The 18,269-nt window shown below is 73.0% G+C and carries 18 protein-coding genes and 1 pseudogene; 3 read left to right on the top strand and 16 right to left on the bottom strand.

What is annotated here, in order from left to right; translation table 11 throughout:
* Together D1825_RS15355 and D1825_RS15350 are read left to right on the top strand one after the other, a co-directional pair.
* A pseudogene (locus D1825_RS15355) lies at window positions 1-1,227 on the top strand (hypothetical protein); the annotation flags it as partial.
* A 1-nt stretch (window position 1,228) separates the two neighbouring features.
* Window positions 1,229-1,654 (top strand): hypothetical protein, encoded by a 426-nt coding sequence (locus D1825_RS15350; protein ID WP_118768291.1) that lies wholly within the window; start codon window positions 1,229-1,231, stop codon window positions 1,652-1,654.
* 6 nt (window positions 1,655-1,660) lie between these two features.
* Here D1825_RS15350 and D1825_RS15345 read toward each other — a convergent pair whose 3' ends face one another.
* The 10 genes from D1825_RS15345 to D1825_RS15300 all read right to left on the bottom strand — a co-directional run bounded on the left by D1825_RS15345 (window position 1,661) and on the right by D1825_RS15300 (window position 12,285).
* Complete coding sequence (locus tag D1825_RS15345) at window positions 1,661-2,449, bottom strand: alpha/beta fold hydrolase (RefSeq protein ID WP_118768285.1); 789 nt, start codon at window positions 2,447-2,449, stop codon at window positions 1,661-1,663.
* Complete coding sequence (locus tag D1825_RS15340; protein WP_118768284.1) at window positions 2,446-3,285, bottom strand: alpha/beta hydrolase; 840 nt, start codon at window positions 3,283-3,285, stop codon at window positions 2,446-2,448. Before D1825_RS15340 ends, D1825_RS15345 begins: the two co-directional genes overlap by 4 nt.
* The gene (locus D1825_RS15335) at window positions 3,282-4,127 is read right to left on the bottom strand and encodes an HAD family hydrolase (protein ID WP_118768283.1); all 846 of its coding nucleotides are present in this window, start codon (window positions 4,125-4,127) and stop codon (window positions 3,282-3,284) included. The genes D1825_RS15340 and D1825_RS15335 overlap by 4 nt, the downstream gene beginning before the upstream one ends.
* A gap of 9 nt (window positions 4,128-4,136) precedes the next feature.
* The gene (locus D1825_RS15330) at window positions 4,137-4,442 is read right to left on the bottom strand and encodes a hypothetical protein (RefSeq protein ID WP_118768282.1); all 306 of its coding nucleotides are present in this window, start codon (window positions 4,440-4,442) and stop codon (window positions 4,137-4,139) included.
* A gap of 24 nt (window positions 4,443-4,466) precedes the next feature.
* Window positions 4,467-5,912: a GH1 family beta-glucosidase gene (locus D1825_RS15325; RefSeq protein WP_118768281.1), complete on the bottom strand. Its 1,446-nt coding sequence runs from the start codon at window positions 5,910-5,912 to the stop codon at window positions 4,467-4,469.
* Window positions 5,913-6,199: 287 nt separating this feature from the next.
* Window positions 6,200-6,787 (bottom strand): TetR/AcrR family transcriptional regulator, encoded by a 588-nt coding sequence (locus D1825_RS15320; RefSeq protein WP_158580751.1) that lies wholly within the window; start codon window positions 6,785-6,787, stop codon window positions 6,200-6,202.
* Between the two features lie 10 nt (window positions 6,788-6,797).
* Entirely contained in the window at window positions 6,798-9,056 is a 2,259-nt protein-coding gene (gene yicI, locus D1825_RS15315) for an alpha-xylosidase (protein WP_118768279.1), read from the bottom strand.
* 10 nt (window positions 9,057-9,066) lie between these two features.
* Complete coding sequence (locus D1825_RS15310; protein WP_118768278.1) at window positions 9,067-9,942, bottom strand: carbohydrate ABC transporter permease; 876 nt, start codon at window positions 9,940-9,942, stop codon at window positions 9,067-9,069.
* On the bottom strand, window positions 9,942-10,913 hold the full coding sequence (locus tag D1825_RS15305; protein WP_118768277.1) for a carbohydrate ABC transporter permease: 972 nt from the start codon (window positions 10,911-10,913) through the stop codon (window positions 9,942-9,944). The genes D1825_RS15310 and D1825_RS15305 overlap by 1 nt, the downstream gene beginning before the upstream one ends.
* Window positions 10,914-10,974: 61 nt before the next feature.
* Window positions 10,975-12,285: an ABC transporter substrate-binding protein gene (locus tag D1825_RS15300; protein WP_118768276.1), complete on the bottom strand. Its 1,311-nt coding sequence runs from the start codon at window positions 12,283-12,285 to the stop codon at window positions 10,975-10,977.
* A gap of 252 nt (window positions 12,286-12,537) precedes the next feature.
* Between D1825_RS15300 and D1825_RS15295 the strand changes: the two genes are divergently transcribed.
* Window positions 12,538-13,542, top strand: a complete 1,005-nt coding sequence (locus D1825_RS15295) for a LacI family DNA-binding transcriptional regulator (RefSeq protein ID WP_118768275.1) — start codon at window positions 12,538-12,540, stop codon at window positions 13,540-13,542.
* Window positions 13,543-13,551: 9 nt separating this feature from the next.
* On the opposite strand, the gene D1825_RS15290 is transcribed toward D1825_RS15295, so the two are convergent.
* From D1825_RS15290 to D1825_RS15265, 6 genes are all read right to left on the bottom strand, one after another.
* The gene (locus D1825_RS15290) at window positions 13,552-14,772 is read right to left on the bottom strand and encodes an N-acetylglucosamine-6-phosphate deacetylase (RefSeq protein WP_233549931.1); all 1,221 of its coding nucleotides are present in this window, start codon (window positions 14,770-14,772) and stop codon (window positions 13,552-13,554) included.
* A 10-nt stretch (window positions 14,773-14,782) separates the two neighbouring features.
* The gene (locus D1825_RS15285) at window positions 14,783-15,289 is read right to left on the bottom strand and encodes a hypothetical protein (protein ID WP_138067695.1); all 507 of its coding nucleotides are present in this window, start codon (window positions 15,287-15,289) and stop codon (window positions 14,783-14,785) included.
* Window positions 15,276-15,629 (bottom strand): hypothetical protein, encoded by a 354-nt coding sequence (locus tag D1825_RS15280; RefSeq protein WP_147356275.1) that lies wholly within the window; start codon window positions 15,627-15,629, stop codon window positions 15,276-15,278. The genes D1825_RS15285 and D1825_RS15280 overlap by 14 nt, the downstream gene beginning before the upstream one ends.
* An 83-nt stretch (window positions 15,630-15,712) precedes the next feature.
* The gene (locus tag D1825_RS15275; protein WP_118768271.1) at window positions 15,713-16,261 is read right to left on the bottom strand and encodes a hypothetical protein; all 549 of its coding nucleotides are present in this window, start codon (window positions 16,259-16,261) and stop codon (window positions 15,713-15,715) included.
* Window positions 16,258-17,589, bottom strand: coding sequence for a YndJ family transporter (locus D1825_RS15270; protein ID WP_199721619.1), 1,332 nt, complete (start codon window positions 17,587-17,589; stop codon window positions 16,258-16,260). The genes D1825_RS15275 and D1825_RS15270 overlap by 4 nt, the downstream gene beginning before the upstream one ends.
* A complete protein-coding gene (locus D1825_RS15265; RefSeq protein WP_118768270.1) occupies window positions 17,586-18,233 on the bottom strand; it encodes a TetR/AcrR family transcriptional regulator in 648 nt (215 codons plus the stop codon). Before D1825_RS15265 ends, D1825_RS15270 begins: the two co-directional genes overlap by 4 nt.
* Between the last annotated feature and the right edge of the window lie 36 nt (window positions 18,234-18,269).

Here is an 18,269-nt window from a genome sequence, read left to right as displayed (position 1 = left end):
GCCCTGCAGCAGCGGGTCGCCGCCGAGGTGGCAGCGCTGCGCACCGAGGCCGAGCAGTACGCGGCGTTCGTCCGTGCGAGCGCCGAGCGCGAGACCGGCGAGCTGCGCGCGACAACCGGCGACGAGCTCGCCGCCGCCCGGGCCGAGACCGAGCAGACCGTCACCGCGCTGCGCTCGGAGGCCGAGCAGTACGCCGCCGAGGTGCGCGCCACCGCCGACCGCGAGACCGGCGCACTGCGCGAGCGGGCCGCGCACGAGGCCGAGCACCTGCGCGGCACCACGGAGCGCGAGACGACCGAGCTGCGCGAGGTCACCGAGCGCGACGCCGCCGAGCTGCGCGCGACGACCGATCGCGAGACCCGCGAGCTGGCCGAGCGGACCCGCCTGGACGCCGAGCGCGTGCTGACCGAGGCCCGCCGCTCCGCGAGCGAGAACCTCGCGTCGGCGAAGGCCCGCGGCGACGAGCTCGTCGGGCAGGCCGAGCAGCGCCTCGCCGACGCCGACCTGTCGATCGCGTCGAAGCGCGAGCAGTCCGAGCGCGAGGACGCCGAGCGCCACGAGACCGCGCGTGCGGAGACCGAGCGTCTGGTGCGCGACGCCGAGGCGCACGCCGCCGAGGCCGAGGACCGCGTCACCAAGGCGCTGGCGCAGGCCGAGAAGGTGCGGACCGACGCCGAGGCGCAGGCCAAGGAGCTGCTGTCCAACGCCCGCCGCAACGCCGACCGCGTCGTCGCCGAGGCGCGTGAGCACGCCGAGAAGCAGATCTCCGACGCGATGACCGAGTCGGAGCGCGAGCGGACCACCGCGACGCGTCAGGTCGAGGACCTCAACCGCCAGCGCGAGTCGATCACGACCTACCTCGACGAGCTGCGCAACCTGCTCGGCCACGACCCGGACCGCGCGGCGCTCGAGCGCGCGCGGCGCGCCGAGGCGGCGTTCAACAAGGAGCAGGGCTCGGAGTCGGCACCCGCCGCCCGGCCCGCTGCGAAGCCCGCCGCCAAGGGCCGGACCACCAAGGCCCGCCCGGCACCCGTCTCGGTCTCGGCCCCGGCCGCGCAGGGGTCGGCTCCCGCCGAGGAGAAGGCGCCCGAGCAGGCGGACGAGAAGCCGCAGGGCGAGGCCCCGCAGGAGCCCGTGGCCGACGAGCAGGTGGCGCAGGATGCCCCCGCCGCCGCGTCCGCCGACGAGCAGCAGGCCGACGCCGGCGAGCCCGCGCAGCAGCGCTGAGGTGTCGAGCACGTCCGACGACGCCGCCGCGTGGCGTGAGCAGCGCCGCGAGGCGGCCGCGGCTCACGCCGACGCGCTCGCGCGCAAGCAGCAGGCGGAGTCGGCGCGCGCCCGCGTGATGATCGCGGAGTTCGTCGCGAAGGCGCGCACCGACGGGCCCGCGCCGGTGCCCCTGCGGGCGCACGCGTCGAGCGGGGGTGCCCGGTACAGGACTCCGCTGGTCGGGTGGTACCTGCGCGTCGACGAGACCGTCGCGGTCGACGCCGAGGGCGAGTTCTACGTGCTCCGCGCGGTGCCGAGCCTCGCGGCCCGGTTGCGCGGTGTCACGCCTGAGCCGTCCGACCCGCCCCTCGTGCTCGGCGCGGGTGGGCGGGACGGCGAGTCGCTCGACCTGCGGGACGCGCTGGACCGGGTGCTGCGGGGCTGACCCCGGTCAGGACGCGGCGTCCGCGCGCTGTGCCAGGTCGCCGAGCGCGGCCGCGACGACGGCGGGCTGCTCGGCGGCCGCCAGGTGCCCCGCACGGGGGACGACGACGAGCAGCGCGTCGGCCGCGGCGGCGACCATGTGCTCGGCGGCGTCGATCGGCGTGAGCGCGTCCTCGTCGCCGACGACGACGGTCACCGGGCCGGCGAAGGCCCGCAGCACGTGGGTCCGGTCCGGACGCGCGGCCATCGCGCGCTGCGACCACGCGATGCCGGCGGGTGACTGGTCCTCGATCCACGCGGCGACCTGGTCGCTCACGGCCGGGTGCCCCGCGCGGGTGCTCTCCCCCACCAGCGTGGTGGCCATGGGGCGCACGGGCGCGACCGAGTCCGTGGCCTCGGCCTCGTCGGCGATCCGCAGGCGGTTCGCGCGCGCCTCCCCGGGGTCTGCCGTGGACTTGGTGTCCACCAGCGCCAGCGCGGCGACCAGCTCGGGGTGTGCCTCGGCGAGCGCGAGCGCCACGTAGCCGCCCATCGACATGCCGGCGACGACCGCGCGCCCGATGCCCGCCTGCGCCAGGGCCGTCGCGACGTAGGCAGCCGAGGCCTCGATCGCGGGCTCGGGCAGGTCGGCCAGGTGACCGGGCGTGCCGGGCAGGTCGACCGCGTGGACCGCCCGCGTCCCCGGCACGGCAGCCGCGGCGACCAGCCACATGCGGTGGTCGAGCGGGAACCCGTGGATCAGGACGATCGGCAGGCCGTCGCCGGGCGATCCCTCGCGGAAGGTGTGCAGGGTCATGCGTCCTCCTGCCCGTCAGCGCCGCCGTCGCCACGCTCGTCGGACGGGCCGGCCACCGCGGGCGGCAGCGCGCTCGGTGCGGTCTCGCTCGGCCCGTCCCACGTGGTCGGCAGGGGCGGGTGGCCGGGCAGGACGTGCGCGACGATCTCGTCGAGCACCCGGCGCACGGCCGGCTCGCCCACCCACAGGTGCTTCGCACCGTCGACCCCGATGACCTCCGCCTGCGGGACGCGCGCGAACCGGCGGCGGGCCTCGTCGGGACGCAGGTAGTCGTCGAGCTCGGGGACGAGCACGACGAGCGGTTTGCCGAAGGCGGCCCAGGCGTCGAGGTCGGCGTCCGTGGCGCGGTGCAGCGGCGGGGAGAGCAGGATCGCGCCCTCGATCGACGGGTCGCGGCCGTGCACGAGGGCGAGCTCGGTGCCGAAGGACCAGCCGACGAGCCAGCGGTGCGGCAGGTCGCGGAACTCGGCGAGCTCGATCGCCGCGGCGACGTCGAACCGCTCACCGACGCCCTCGTCGAACGTGCCCTCGCTCGTGCCGCGCGGGCTCGTCGTGCCGCGCGTGTTGAACCGCAGCACCGCCAGACCCGCGAGCGCGGGCAGCCGCCAGGAGGCCTTGCGGTACACGTGCGAGTCCATGTACCCGCCGTGCGTGGGCAGTGGGTGCAGGGTCACCAGGGTCGCCGCAGGGGTCGTCGGCTGGCCGTCCGGTCCGACCGGGAGCGCGAGCTCGCCGACGAGGGTGAGCCCGTCCGCGGTGTGCAGCTCGACGTCCTCGCGGTGCGCGGGCAGCACGGTCAGGGACCTGATGGGAGTGGGTTCGGGTTCGGTGCTCATCGCCTCGAGCCTAGGCCGACCGCGTGCTCGAGGACGGCCGCGACGCCGTCGTCGGCGTTCGACGGGCACGTGTGGCTCGCCGCCGCGAGCACCTCGGGGAACGCGTTCGCGACCGCGAACGACGCGCCGGCCCAGCGCAGCATCGGCAGGTCGTTCGGCGCGTCGCCGAAGGCCCACACCTCGTCGGCACCGATCCCCAGGTCCGCGGCCCACCGCTCGAGGGTCGCGGCCTTCGTCACGCCGGTACCCGAGATCTCGCCCAGCCCCGGCGCACCCGAGTCCGCGACCAGGCCCGCGTCGCCGATCACCTCGGCGACGCGGCGCGCGAACGACTCGTCCCACGGGAGCGAGGTGCGCACGAGCAGCTTGAGGGTCGCGTCGGTCAGCACGTCCTCGATGCGGTCCGCGACGCGGCTGCCGGGCGGGATCACGTACGACTCGGTGAACGCCGTCTCCTTGTCGAAGCCACCCGCGTGCTCCGCCGCGAGGTGCACGTTCTGCGCCCCCCAGGCGTCCCGGAGCAGGGCCGCGACGCGGGCGACCTCGGCGGCCGTCATGCCGTCCTGGGCGAGCACCTGGTCGGAGCCGACGTCGAACACGGCCGCACCGTTGGAGCAGATCGCCACCCCGTGGCCCGCGACGTGCGCCGAGAGCTCCCGCAACCGGCGCAGCGGCCGCGCGGAGACGAAGACGACGGAGATCCCGGCGTCGGCGGCGGCCCCGAGCGCTCGCTGCGTGCGTGGCGAGACCTGCTCGTCCGGGCCCAGCAACGTGTTGTCCAGGTCGGTCGCGACCAGCCGCGGCGGGGTCGTCGGCCAGGCCGCTCGGGCGTCGTCGCTCACCGCGCCACGCTAACGCCTCGTCGGGCCGCGCCTGGACCGCGCCTGCCAGCACGACGCGTGCCAGTGCCGCCGGTCGTCGACGGCCTCGCCGAAGAGGCCGTCGGACCGCCAGGCGACGACGTGCGCGGTGCCCGGGGTGACCAGCTGGTCACATCCCGGGCACCGGTACGCACGGTCGGAGCCGCGCACGTGCTGGACGACCCACTCGCCGTCGTCGGCGGACTCGGAGCGGCGCCCACCGGTCGCCCGGTCGACGTCCAACGGCCGGACCTCGCCCGTGTAGGGGCGCTTGGAGGACCGTCGACCGCTGGGCACCGCCCCATCCTCTCCCGTACGTGCTTACGCGGTGTGAGCGGTCTCCGCGGGCGCGATCGTGCGCGTGCGGATGAGCTCGGCGTACCAGCGGGCCGAGTCCTTGGGCGTGCGGACCAGCGTGTCGTAGTCGACGTGCACGATGCCGAACCGGCGGTCGTAGCCGTAGGCCCACTCGAAGTTGTCGAGCAGCGACCACACGAAGTAGCCGCGCACGTCCGCGCCGGCGTCGATCGCCTGGCCGACGGCCTCGACGTGGTCGTGCAGGTACGCGGTGCGCTCGACGTCGTGCACGCGGCCGTCCTCGGTCACGGTGTCGTAGAACGCCGACCCGTTCTCCGTGATGGCCATCGGCAGCTCGGGGTAGCGCGCGGACAGGTCGAGCAGCAGCTCGGTGAGGCCCAGCGGCTCGATGTTCCAGCCCATGGCCGTGTGCGGGCCGGGCTGCGGCAGGAACTCGACGTCCGTCGCGCCGACGAACGGCGTGTGCTGCGACGTCTTGTGGCCGTCGGCACCGGGCTCGCCGTCGCCGGTGATCGCCGTGCCGCGCTGGACGCGGCCCGTGGAGTAGTAGTTGATGCCGAGGACCTCGAGCGGGACCTGGATGATCTCCAGGTCGCCGTCCTGCACGAAGGACCAGTCGGTGATGTGCGCGGTGTCCGCGAAGACCTCGGGCGGGTAGACGCCCTCGATCACGGGACGCAGGAACACCTCGTTGGCGATGGTGTCGATCTGGCGCTTGGCCTCGACGTCCTGCGCCGAGTCCGTCGCGGCACGCGTGACGTGCGTGTTGAGCGTGATCGAGATCGGGGTGTCCTGCCCGAGCACGTCCTTGATCGCGCGGCCGGCGAGGCCGTGCGCGAGGTTCAGGTGGTGCACCGCCTTGAGAGCGGCCTCGTCGTCGGTGACACCCGGGGCGTGAACGCCGGACGCGTAGCCGAGGAACGCCGAGCACCAGGGCTCGTTGAGCGTGGTCCACAGGTGGACCTTGTCGCCGAGCGTCTCGGCCACCTTGCGCGCGTACTCCTCGAACCGGTACGCGGTCTCACGGTTCGCCCAGCCGCCCTCGTCCTCGAGCGGCTGCGGCAGGTCCCAGTGGTACAGCGTCGCGACGGGCTTGATGCCGGCGGCGATGAGACGGTCGACGAGGTCGACGTAGAAGTCGAGGCCCAGCTTGTTGAACTCGCCCGAGCCCGTGGGCTGGACGCGCGGCCACGCGATCGAGAAGCGGTAGGCCTGCAGCCCGATCTTCTCCATGATCGCCACGTCCTCCTCGACGCGGTGGTAGTGGTCGACGGCGACGTCGCCCGTGTCACCGTCGAGCACCTTGCCGGGCGTGCGCGAGAAGGTGTCCCAGATCGACGGCAGGCGGCCGTCCTCGTGGGCCGCACCCTCGATCTGGTACGAGGCGGTGGCGGAGCCCCACAGGAAGTCGGGGCCGAACTGGCGGCCGGACGGCAGCGTCGTGGTCATGGCTGGTCCTTCGTGTCGGGCGGCCCTGTCGCCGGGGCGGGACGGGCTGGAGGTGACTGACTCATCGTGCCTGCCGGAGCTCGTCGAGCAACACCGGCCGGAAGATCGAATCGATACGATACACGGCTCGCTCGACATCTGGCACCCTGCGGTCGGGACGATCCATAACGCTGTTACGCCGCATCCCGGGCCACGCTGGACGTCCCGGCCCGCGCGCCGCAGACCGAGGTCCTCGCGGCGGGCCTCGGCCACGTCCTGGCGGCAGCCGAGCTCGCCGGCACCGTCACCTACGAGGCGCCCGCGGGCTCCTGACTCCCGGCACCCACCACGGCCTGCACGCCGCGCTCGAACCGCGCGGCGGCCTCGGCCTCGTCGGTGCCGACCGAGACGAGCTCGAGCATCACGTAGCCGTGCAGCATCGCCCCCAGGTGGTGCGCGGCGTCCTCCACCGCGTCGCCGACGAGGTCCGGACGGGCGTCGCGCACCCGGGCGACGAGGTCGCCGAACGCCGCCCAGGCGAGCTCGACCGACTCGGGCGACGGCTCGAAGCTGGCCTGCGCGGTGACGAACATCAGCTGGTACTGCGTGCGGTGGGACAGCGCCCACGCCCAGTACCGCCGGCACGCGGTGAGCAGCCGGTCGGCGGGATCGGCGATCTCGTCGGCGACCGCGACGTCGGCGCGGAACAGGCTCACGGCGTCCGCGTAGATCGCGTCGAGCAGGCCCGGCTTGCCGCCGAAGTACGTGTAGATGCCCGTCGTCGAGCACCCGGCGGCGGCACCCACGGCGCGGACGGTGAGCCTTGCCGGCCCCTGCTCGGCGAGGATCGACAGTGCGCTGTCGAGGATGCGTTGACGCTGGGGCTGACCGCTCACCGAGCCATCGTCACCCACCCATGCCCACGGTGAGGACCGACCCGCCCGCGCCCGCGCGCGCCGCCGCGCCGCCGGCGACCTCGACGCCCCACTCGGCGTCGGTGCCGCGGGCCTCGACCCGCACCTCGTCGCCCGTGCGCGTCACGACGAAGCTCGCGTCGCCGACCCGCACGACCGACCGGTGGCCGTCGGCGAGCCGGAACAGCCGCAGCGTCACGCCGTCGGCCCAGTCGTAGTCCGGGCGGTCCGAGCGCGCGCCCACAGGGAGCACGGAGTCCGGGCGCACGTACACGGGCAGCGAGTCGAAGCCGTGCCGCTCGTGCACCCAGCGCGGACCGGTGATCTCGCCGCCGTCGAGCAGCGACGTCCAGACGCCCTCGGGCAGGTAGACGTCCACGTCGCCCGACTCGGAGAACACGGGTGCGACCAGGAGGTTCTCGCCGAGCATGTACTGGGTGTCGACCGTGGCCGCGCCCGGGTCCTGCGGGAACTCCAGGACCATCGGACGCATGACGGGCAGGCCCTGCTCGTGCGCGTCGTCGCCCAGCCGGCCCAGGTAGGGCATGAGCGAGAGCTTGAGCGCGGTGAAGGACCGCGTGATCTCCACGGCCTCCTCGTCGAACGCCCACGGCACGCGGTAGGAGTCCGAGCCGTGCAGGCGGCTGTGCGACGACAGCATGCCGAACGCGAGCCAGCGCTTGAACACCGCCGGGTCGGGCGTGCCCTCGAAGCCGCCGATGTCGTGCGACCAGTACCCGAAGCCCGACGCCGCGAGCGACAGCCCGCCGCGCAGCGACTCGGCCATCGACACGAACGTCGACTCGCAGTCGCCGCCCCAGTGCACGGGGAACTGCTGGCCCCCCGCGGTGGCCGACCGCGCGAACAGCACGGCCTCGCCCTCACCGCGCTCGGCGACGAGCAGGTCGAAGACCGCCTTGTTGTACAGGTGCGTGTAGTAGTTGTGCATCCGCTGCGGGTCCGAGCCGTCGTGCCAGACGACGTCCGTCGGGATCCGCTCGCCGAAGTCGGTCTTGAACGCGTCGACGCCCTGGCCGAGCAGCCGGCGCAGGTGGCCGTTGAACCAGTCGACCGCCGCCGGGTTCGTGAAGTCGACCAGGCCCATGCCCGCCTGCCACTGGTCGGTCTGCCAGACCGACCCGTCGGCGCGCGTCACGAGGTACCCGCCCGCGCGCCCCTCCTCGAACAGCGCCGAGCGCTGCGCGATGTAGGGGTTGATCCAGACGCAGATCTTGAGCCCCTTGGCGCGCAGCCGCTCGAGCATCCCCTCGGGGTCGGGGAAGGTCGCCGGGTCCCACGTGAAGTCGGACCAGTGGAAGGCGCGCATCCAGAAGCAGTCGAAGTGGAAGACCGACAGCGGCAGGTCGCGCTCGGCCATGCCGTCGACGAACGAGGTCACGGTGGCCTCGTCGTAGCTCGTCGTGAACGACGTCGAGAGCCACAGACCGTAGGACCACGCGGGCACGCGGGCAGGGCGCCCGGTCAGCGCGGTGTACCGACGCAGCACGTCCTTGGGCGTCGGCCCGTGGATGACGTAGTACTGCAGCGCCTCCCCCGGGACGGAGAACTGCGTGCGCGAGACCGCCTCGGAGCCGACCTCGAACGAGACGTGGCCGGGGTGGTCGACGAAGACGCCGTAGCCCGCGTCGCTGAGGAAGAACGGGACGTTCTTGTACGCCTGCTCGCTCGAGGTGCCGCCGTCGGCGTTCCAGATGTCGACCGACTGGCCGTTCTTGACGAAGGCGCCGAAGCGCTCGCCGAGCCCGTAGACGTGCTCGCGCACGCCGAGGCTGAGCTGCTCGTGGACGTAGGCGTCCCCGGCGGCGTCGCGGACCACGCCGACCGAGCGCGCGGACGACGAGGTGAGCACGCGGCCGTCGGCCACGAAGTCCACGCTCCACGGACCGCGCGTCCCGACGCGGGCGGTCAGGCCGCCCGAGCTGAACGTGGCCACGCCGTCGTCGGGCCCGGTCACCTTGACGTCCGCGCCGGACTGCGCGAGCGCGAAGTGCGGGCCGTGGTCGACCCCGCCGCTGTGGTGCTCGATCCGGACGCCGATCACGTCGTCCATCGGGCTGGTGAACGTCAGGGAGACCAGGGGTCGGTTGAGGGTGTCGCCGCGCTTGGCGAGCGGTGCCGTGGCCGCGTGGACCACGAGCCGGTCGTCGCGCACCTCGATGTCGGCGACGTCGCGCGGGTGCAGGACCGTCACGCCGGGGAGCTGGAGCCAGTAGCCGTCGGTGAACTTCATGGGGTTCCTCTCACTTCACCGATCCGGCCGTGACCCCACGGGTCAGCGTGCGCTGGAACAGCAGGAAGAAAATGAGCGCCGGGACCAGGGAGATGAGCGCGCCCGCGTTCGTCGTGGGGGCGTCCATCATCCGGTCGCCCTGCAGGGAGGCGAGCGCGATGGGGATGGTCTGGGTGTCGTTGGTCGTGAGCATGACCAGCGGGATGAAGAACTCGTTCCAGGTCCAGATGAAGAAGAAGATCATCAGGACGGACAACGTCGGCCGCACGATCGGGAAGACGACCTTCCACAGCACGGTCCAGCGGCCCGCGCCGTCGAGCGCGGCGGCCTCGAGCAGCGCCTTGGGGAAGGTGGCCAGCACGGACGCGAGCAGGTACGTGCCGAACGCGGACTGGATGACGGTGAAGATGATGATCACCGACCACGGCGAGTTCCCCAGGCCGACGTTCTGCGCCATGGTGAACAGCGGGTAGATCAGCGCCTCCTGCGGCAGCATCGTCGCGAGCAGGAAGAGCGTGACGACCCACAGGCGGCCCTTGATCTTGCCGATGCCGATCGCGTAGGCGTTGAGCAGCGACAGCAGCGTGCCGAAGATCGCCACGACGCCGGAGATGAAGATCGAGTTCCACAGCTTCTGCGGGAAGTTGACCCGCTCCCAGAACGCCTTGAGCCCGTCGAAGTACAGGCCGTGCGGCCAGCTCAGGGGACCGTTCTGCGAGTAGTCGCTCGGCGACTTAAACGCGTTGAGCACCATGATGAGGATCGGGGCCAGGATCAGCAGCCCGACCAGGACGGCGGCCGCGAGGATGAACCAGCGGGCCTTCCCCGTGCGGTGCCGGGCGTCCGGGCGTGACGCCACCGGCGCCTTGATCGTCTCGACGGCCATCAGTGGCCCTCCGCTTCCTTGCGCTCGGAGCGCGCCTGCACCACGAGGATCACGACGGCGACCAGGACGATGACGAGCGTGAGCACGGTCGCGATCGCGGCGCCGTAGCCGACCTTCGACTTGTCGAAGAAGTTCAGGTACGAGTAGTAGCTGGGCACGAGCGTCGACCCTTCCGGGCCGCCCCGCGTCAGGACGTAGATGGGTCCGAAGACCTTGAGCGCGGCCACCGTGCACGTCAGCACGACGACGAACGTCTCCGGCTTGATCTGCGGCAGGGTGATCGCCCGGAACCGGCGACCCCAGCCGGCGCCGTCGAGCTCGGCCGCCTCGTAGAGCTCGGGGTCGACGCGCTGCAGCGCGGACATGAAGATGACGACCGGGTAGCCGATCTGCACCCACACCAGCACGAGCATCACGCTCGGCATGGCGGTGTCGGGCGAGCCCAGCCAGTTCGGCGGGTTGTCGACGCCGAGCGAGCGCAGGATCTCGTTCACCGCACCGGTCTGGGCGTTGAGGATCCAGTTCCACAGCACGCCGGCGACGGCGACGGGAAGGATCTGGGGCAGGTAGTACGTCGCGCGCAGCACCGACGCGGTGCGCGAGCCGAACCGCTTGCCGAGGTAGTCGAACAGCACCGAGGCGAGCAGCAGGCCGATGATCGTCGGGATGATCACCATGGCCACGATCATCGAGATCGAGTTCCGGAACGACGTCCAGAAGGCGTCGTCGTGCAGCAGCGCCTGGTAGTTGTCGAGACCGACCCAGGTGTGCGGCGCCATGCCGCCCTTCCACTTCTGGAAGCTGTACATGATGTTGGTGACGAGCGGGATGCCGATCACCAGGACGAACGCGGCGAGCCCCGGCACGAGGTAGGGCAGGTACGCCACCCAGTGGGGGGCCTTGCGCTTGGGCCTGGGCGTCGCCGTCTGCTGCTTCGCAGCGGCGTCCTTGCCGAGTGTCTGCGTGGTCATGTCTCTCTCCGGGTCGGAGGACCGCCGGGCCGGGGTAGTGACCCCCCGGCCCGGCGCTCGCTCACTGTCCGAGCAGGTCAGCCTTGCCGGACTCGTAGGCGTCCTTGAGGCCGTCGAGGACCTGGTCGGGCGTCTTGGACTGGTTCACCAGCGACTGCAGCTGGCTGACGAGCACGTCGTAGAAGCCCGCGACGGGCCAGTCCGGGTAGAACGCGAGGCCGTCGGAGGAGACGACGTCCGCGAAGTTCTGCGTGAGCTCCTTGGTCTTCGGGTCCGTGATCGACGCCGGGTCGCCGGCGACCGGGAGGCCGCCCTTCTCGCCGAGGATGTTCTGCACCTCGGGACGCAGCGTGATGTCGATGAAGTCCTCGGCCAGCGTCTTGGACTTGGCGTTGGTCGGGACGACCCAGAGGTTGCCCGACGAGCCCGGGTGCAGCTTGTTCTCGGGGAACAGCGTCTGGCTCCAGTCGAACGTGATCTCGGTGGCGAGGCGGCCGAACCACCACGAGCCCGAGACCATGATCGGAGCCTTGCCGGCGATGAACGACACGCCCATGTCCTCGGCCGTCAGGCCGGCGGAGTCGCTCGCGATGTAGCCCTTCTTGACCCACTCGTCGAGCTTGTTCGTGGCCTCGGTCATCGCGTCGCCGTGCCAGTCGACGTCGTTCTTGAACAGCTGGTAGTCGTCCACGAGCGCGCGGTCGCCGTAGTGCAGGACCAGCTCGTACCAGAGCTGGCCGAGCGGGTACTCCGCGCCGGCGGTGGCCAGCGGCGTGACGCCCTTGGCCTTGAACGCTGCGAGCGCCTCCTCGAAGCCGTCGAACGTGGTCGGGACCTCGACGCCGTTCTCCTTGAAGAGGTCGTTGTTGAGGTAGACGCCGACGAACTCGCCGTAGTTCGGCACGCCGAACCAGTCGCCCGAGCCCATGAGCCCGTTCTCGTCGTACTGCGCCGTCGTGGCGAGCGAGCCGGAGACCTTCTTGTCCCAGCCCTTCTCCTTCGCCACGTCGGTCAGCGGGGTCAGCAGGCCCTGCGAGGCCAGCTGGCCGGCCGTCGCGTTGCCCTTGTTGTACTCCATGACGTCCGGCACGTCGTCGCCGGTGAGCACGATCTTCGCGTTCTTCTGGATCTGCTCGAAGACCTGCTTCTCGACCTTGACCGTCACGTCGGGGTGCTCGGTCTTGAAGATGTCGACGGCCTTGGCCCATGCCTGGCCCATCGCCGAGTCGTCGCCCTCGTAGTGCCAGATGGTGAGGCTCTTGCTGTCCTCGTCCCCCCCACCGCCGCCGCCGCTGCTGCACGCAGCCAGCGCGATGGGGGCCAGGAGGGCGACCGTCGCGGCCGTCGCCCATCGCCGGGTGCTGATGCTCATCCGTGTTCTCCTCGTCGAGTGGATGTGACCGATGACTCGGTCGTCGAAGCGCTTCGACACCATAGCGCGCGATTTTCGTGCTTGTCCAGGGCTTGCGTCTCTCGCGTTCGGCGCGCAATCATCGAAGCGCTTGCTTGCGACATTCGGGGCGCGGGTGGCGTCGCTGCGGACGCCACCCGCGCGGCCGATATTGTGTCGCCGGCGCAGGTACCCGTTCGGGTACCCACAGACCACGAGACCCGGGGGCCCCGCGTGACGACGATCGACGACGTCGCCCGCGCCGCCGGCGTGTCCGTCTCCACCGTGTCCTACGCCCTGTCCGGCAAGCGGCCGATCTCCGCCTCGACGCGAGAGCGCATCGAGGCCGCCGTCCGCGAGCTCGACTACCGGCCGCACGCCGGGGCACGCGCGCTGGCCTCGGCCCGGACCAACGTGCTCGCGCTCATGGCGCCGCTGCGCGTCGACGTGAACGTCGGCGTCATCATGCAGTTCGTCACGGGCGTGGTCACCCAGGCGCAGACGTACCACCACGACGTCCTGCTGCTCACGCAGGACGACCACGCCGGCGTGGAGCGCGTCGCCGCGGGCTCGATGGTCGACGCGGTGATCATGATGGACGTCGAGGCCGACGACCCCCGCCTGCCGATCCTGCGCCGCCAGCGCCAGCCGGCCGTGCTGATCGGCCTCCCCCGCGACACCGCGGGCTTCTCGTGCGTGGACCTCGACTTCGAGTCGGCGGCACGTAGCGCGGTCGACCACCTGCTCCGGCTCGGCCACCGCTCGATCGCGCTCGTCGGCTCACCGCAGGCCGTGCTCGACCGGCACACCACCTACGCCGCGCGGATGGTGCGCGGCTTCACCGAGGAGGCCGCGCGGGCCGGGGTGGCGGCGGTGTTCGAGCCGTGCGAGTCCTCGCACTCCGGCGCGGTCGCCGCGGTGGATCGCGTGCTGACGCGGTTGCCCGGCGTCACCGGGATCGTCGTCCACAACGAGGTCGCGCTGCCCGCGGTCCTCGCGACGCTGCGCGAGCGCGGGCGGTCCGTGCCCGACGACATCTCGGTGGTCGCCGTCTGCCCGACGGACGTCGCTGTCGGTCAGCCGCAGCAGCTCACGTCGGTCGACATCCCGGCCACCGCGATCGGCGGAGTCGCTGTCGACATGGCGATGGCGCGGCTCGACGGCACACAGCTCGCCGAGACCCGGCTCATCTCACCGGTGCTCACGGCGCGCGCGACGACGGGCCCCGCCCCGGCCTGACGCCTCGGGTCAGGCGACCTGCTCGCCCGCACGGAGCACCCGGATCGGGCTCAGCGCGGCGTCGGTGACCAGGACGTCCGCGCGTCGACCGACGGCCAGCGCGCCCAGGTCGTGACGGCCGAGCACCTCCGTGGGCGTGGTCGACGCGGCGCGCACCGCGTCCTCGAGCGCGATCCCCGCCCCGACGACCCGACGCACGACGTCGAGCAGGTGGGCCACTCCCCCGGCGATCGCGCCGGCGCTGCCGTCCGCCTCGACGATCCGCGCGACGCCGTCCTCGACGCGCACGGCCATCGGGCCGAGCTGGTAGTCGCCGTCCGCCATGCCCGCGGCGGCCATCGCGTCCGTGACCAGCACGATCGATCCCGGGCTGAGCAGGTCGAACACCGCGCGCGTGGTGCCGTCGGCCAGGTGCGTGCCGTCGGCCACGAGCTCGACGACGAGCTCGCCGCGCCCGGCCGCGGCCAGGCACGCCGCGATCGGGCCCGGGTCGCGGTGGTGCAGCGGGCGCATGCCGTTGAACAGGTGCGTCGCGGTGAGCCGCGTCGATCGCGCGCGGTCGTGCGTCGCCAGCAGGTCGAAGCCGCGGTCGACGGCGGCGTCGACCTGCTCGGCCGTCGCGTCGGTGTGGCCGATCGACGGGATCGCGCCGGCATCGACGAGCGCGCGCAGCACGTCGTCGTCGCGGTCGGCGACGCCCGGCACCTCGGGCGCGACCGTCATCGTCACGAGGTGGCCGCGCGCCGCGGCCGCGATCTCCCGCACGAGGCGCGCGTCACCGGTCAGCATGTCCGCCGGGTTCTGCGCGCCGCAGCGGGCCTCGGACAGGAACGGGCCCTCGAGGTGGATGCCCGCGATCTCGCCCGCGTCGGCGGCGTCGGCCAGCAGCGCGGTGCGAGCCAGCAGGACGTCGTGCGGGGCGGTGACCAGCGAGGCGACGAGGCTCGTCGTGCCGTGGCGCAGATGCTCGCGGGCCGCCGTGCGGACGTCGTCGGCCGTCTGCGCGTCCGGCAGGCTCGCGCCGCCGCCGCCGTGGTTGTGCAGGTCGACCAGCCCGGGGAGCAGCGTGTGCTGCGTCGCGGCGGGGAGGTCGCCCGTCACCTCGTCGGCCGGGCCGACCCAGGTGATCGTGGGGCCGTCGACGACGACGACGCCGTCCGGGATCACGCCGTGCGGCGTCACCACGCGGCCGCGGAGCAGGTGGGGGGCTGACGACGTCGTGGCGCTCACGTCGTCATTCTCACCTATCGGTGCGGTCTTCGAGCTGCGCTTCGACGAGCGCATCCTCAGGCTCGGGTCTGGGTGCGCGTGCCGGCCTCGTCGCGGCCCGGGCGTGCGCGCGCCCGCTCCACCAGCGCGCTCCGCCCGCCCCGATCGCGCCCTCGGCGACAGCCGCCGCGCCGATGTCCACACCGGAGTGCCACGCGGTCATGACCAGGGGCGCGAGCACCGCACCGACGACGGCGAACACCAGGACGTGGACCCACTCGCGCTCGCTGCGGCGCAGCACCCAGGCCGTCACCAGCCCCGCGGGGTAGCCGACGAGTGCGATCGGCACGCAGGCGACGAGAGCTGCGAGGAGCACCACGACCAGGCCCCAGCCGAGCGCGCCGGTGGCCGCGCCGAGGACGAGCGCGACCACACCGTTCACCGCCGCAAGGACGACGACGCAGCGCAGGCAGAGCATCGCGATCGCGGCCGGGCCACGCACGGGTGGGATCGGGTTCGGGTGGCTATCGGTCGGCATCTGCCCTCCTCGGCGCGGTGGCCAGGTCCTTCTTCCGACAGGCGGCCCCGGACCACCAGCGGGCACCACCCGCACCGACGGCGGCGAATGCAAGGACGTGGACCCACTCACGGGACTCACCGCGCAGCGCCCGACCGGCGACGACTCCCGCCGGGATGCCGACGCCGGCGACCACCGCGCCGACGGCCACGATGGGCACGGGCAGCTCCACGACGTGAATGGCCAGGTAGACGACCATGGCCGCGCCCGCGACGACGCCGTCCGACACGAGCACGCGGATGCCGACGACGAAGACGGCGCCCAACGCCGTCATCAGGTTCACGACGACCAGGACGACCACGCACCTCAGGTTGAGCATCCCGATCGGGCCCCACCCCCGGATCGGCGCCGCGGGCGTCACCGCTGGGCGAGCGATCGCCGCGATCACTGGTCCGCCGCTACGGCGAGGTGCGCCAGGGGCGCCGCACGCGCGACGCGCTCGCGCTCATCCCTGCGGTACGAGATGCCGGACCACCAGCGCGCACCGCCTGCGCCGACCAAGCCCTCGAGCGCGGCCCACACCGGCGCGGTGCCCATGCCGCCTGCCTGCATGAGGACGACGGCGAGCGTCGCACCCACCAGCCCGAAACTGAGGACGTGCCCCCACTCGTGCGACACCCGACGCAGCGCCCGACTCGCGAGCACGCCGGCGGGGACGCCGACCACGGCGATCGGGACGCAGGCGACCAGCAGCGCGAACACGAGGACGTCGACGGCGAAGCCCCCGGCCGAGAGGGTCGATTCCACCGCGTCGAGACCGCCGCCCGAGGCGAGCAACGCGACGCAGCTACCGGCCAGCGCGGCCGCGCCCACCGCGACGTTCGCCCCGGCGAGCACGACGAGGCACCGCACGTTCAGCATCCCGATCGCGCCCAGGCTGCGGATCTCCGCGGCCGGTATCGCCGAGGCACGTCGGATCGCTGCAGCGGTCATCGGGCCACCGCCGTGGGAGCAGGCGCCCGACGCACCGCCCGCGCGAGTCGCCCGGCGTATGCGCGCTGCGCCACGCCCGCCGCCGGGCCGACGACCCGGACCCACCCCTGCGCCGGCCGGGAGAAGACGCGGACGCGGAACCACAGCGTGCCGTCGTCGTCGAGCTCGACCACGAACGCCTCCTCCCCGACGAACAGGTGCCCCGGGAGCGTGCCGTAGGCGAACCCCACGCGCGCGGCCGAACGCTCGACCCAGACGATCTCGCACGGCTCGGACAGCCGCAGCGGCCCGACGCCGATGCCGCTCGTGACCAGCCCGCCCTCGGCCACCGGCTCCCCGTCGATGCGGACGCCGGCACGCCGGTGCGCGGTCCACGTCAGGAGGTCCTCGCCGTACGCGGCCAGGTCCTCGGTCGTCGCGGCGTCGCGGACCGGGAACCGCACGTCCATGTGGCGGTAGCCCGCGGGCAGGTCGGCGTCGCGCGTCGCCCCGATCTCGGCGTAGGTGAGTCCTGCCGGACGCGGCCGCAGCAGGCGGAGCCCGACGAGGGTTGCCAGCACGAAGCCCAGCGCGTTGGCGACGCCGTGCGTGGCGGCCATGACGGCGATGCCCGGGTGCGGGAGGTCGGTCGCCTCGCCGAGCGCCCACCACACCGCGAGCAGCATCGAGACCAGCACGGTCCCGGCGCCGAGCGCGAGCAGCCGGCGCGGAGCGTGCGCCGGTGGGAGCGTCCCCAGCGTCGCGATCGCCACGCCGTAGAGCCCGACCGTCAGGACGAGCGCGCCGACCAGCTCGGCCGCGTCGCCGACGAAGTAGCCGACCAGCACCAGCACGACACCCAGCGGCACGGTCCAGCCCGCCCACCGGGCAGCCCTGCCGTCTTCGACCCCCAGGCCCGCGACGAGGCACGCGCCGAACCCGGCGAACAGCATGTGCGGCACCGTGAGCGTGAGGTAGTCGCCCGAGTAGCCGAGCAGACCCCACCCGGCTCGCTCGGCGACCAGCGCCAGGGCGCCGACGAGGGGCGTCGCGAGCCCCACCGCGAGTCCCGGCCAGGCGGGCCGGTCGCGCCCGACGAGCACGGCGAGCCCCGCCACCGCGAGCACGCCGCACGCCACCAGCCACGGCAGCGCGACGACGGCCGCCCACCCGCCGACCGGCAGCCAGACCGACGCGGCCCCGCACGCGGCCGCGAGCAGCCACCAGGGCGACGCCGGACGCGGCACGGGACGACCCACGAGCCGGATCCCGACGGGCACCACCACGAGCATCCCGACGCCCACGCACGCGTGGACGGTGGCGAGCGTCGCCGGGTCGAGGCGACTCACGCGCGCACCGCCCGGACGAGGGCGAGCACGTCGTCGGACGCGCCGCGGAGCACGGGGAGACGCGAGAGCCGGACGAGGCGGCCGACGAGCGGCGCGACGCCGTCGATCAGCGTCCGCGTCCGCCTCTGACCGGGCGAGGAGTCGTAGACCCAGAACAGCGTCATCCCGAGCTGAGCGAGCCACAGCAGCTCGGGCAGCTCGGCACGCAGGTGCGCGGGAACGGCGGGATCGGCGCCCGCGACGACCTGCTCGTAGAGATGCAGGCCCATCGACCGCGCACCCTCGGAGTCCTCGGAGAACGGGCTCGCGGCCGAGCCCGGGCGGATCGCGACGGTCACGAACTCCGCGCCGAACCCGTGGTACTCGGAGAACGCGTCGACGCTCGCGTGCAGCACCGCGCGGAACCGGGCGGTCAGGTCGCCGCCGCCGTCGAGCACGGCCTGCGCAGCACGCGCGTGCTCGAGGTTCACGTCGAGGTAGAGCTCCTGGACGAGGTGGTCCTTCGTCGGGAAGTAGTAGTGCGCGAGGCCTGTCGCCAGGCCGGCCTCCTGGGCGATCGCGCGCATCGTCGTCTTGGCGTAGCCGCGCTCGCGGAAGAGGCGCAGCGCCGTGGATCGCACGAGCTCGCGGGTGTCGGCCGTCATGGTTCCTCCGTCGTTTGAACGTGTTCAAAATCGCAG

Origin of the sequence: Cellulomonas rhizosphaerae (assembly GCF_003470205.1) — a bacterium.
In the GTDB taxonomy this organism is placed as follows: Bacteria; Actinomycetota; Actinomycetes; order Actinomycetales; family Cellulomonadaceae; genus Cellulomonas; species Cellulomonas rhizosphaerae.
This window is presented reverse-complemented; position numbering and strand designations above follow the sequence as displayed.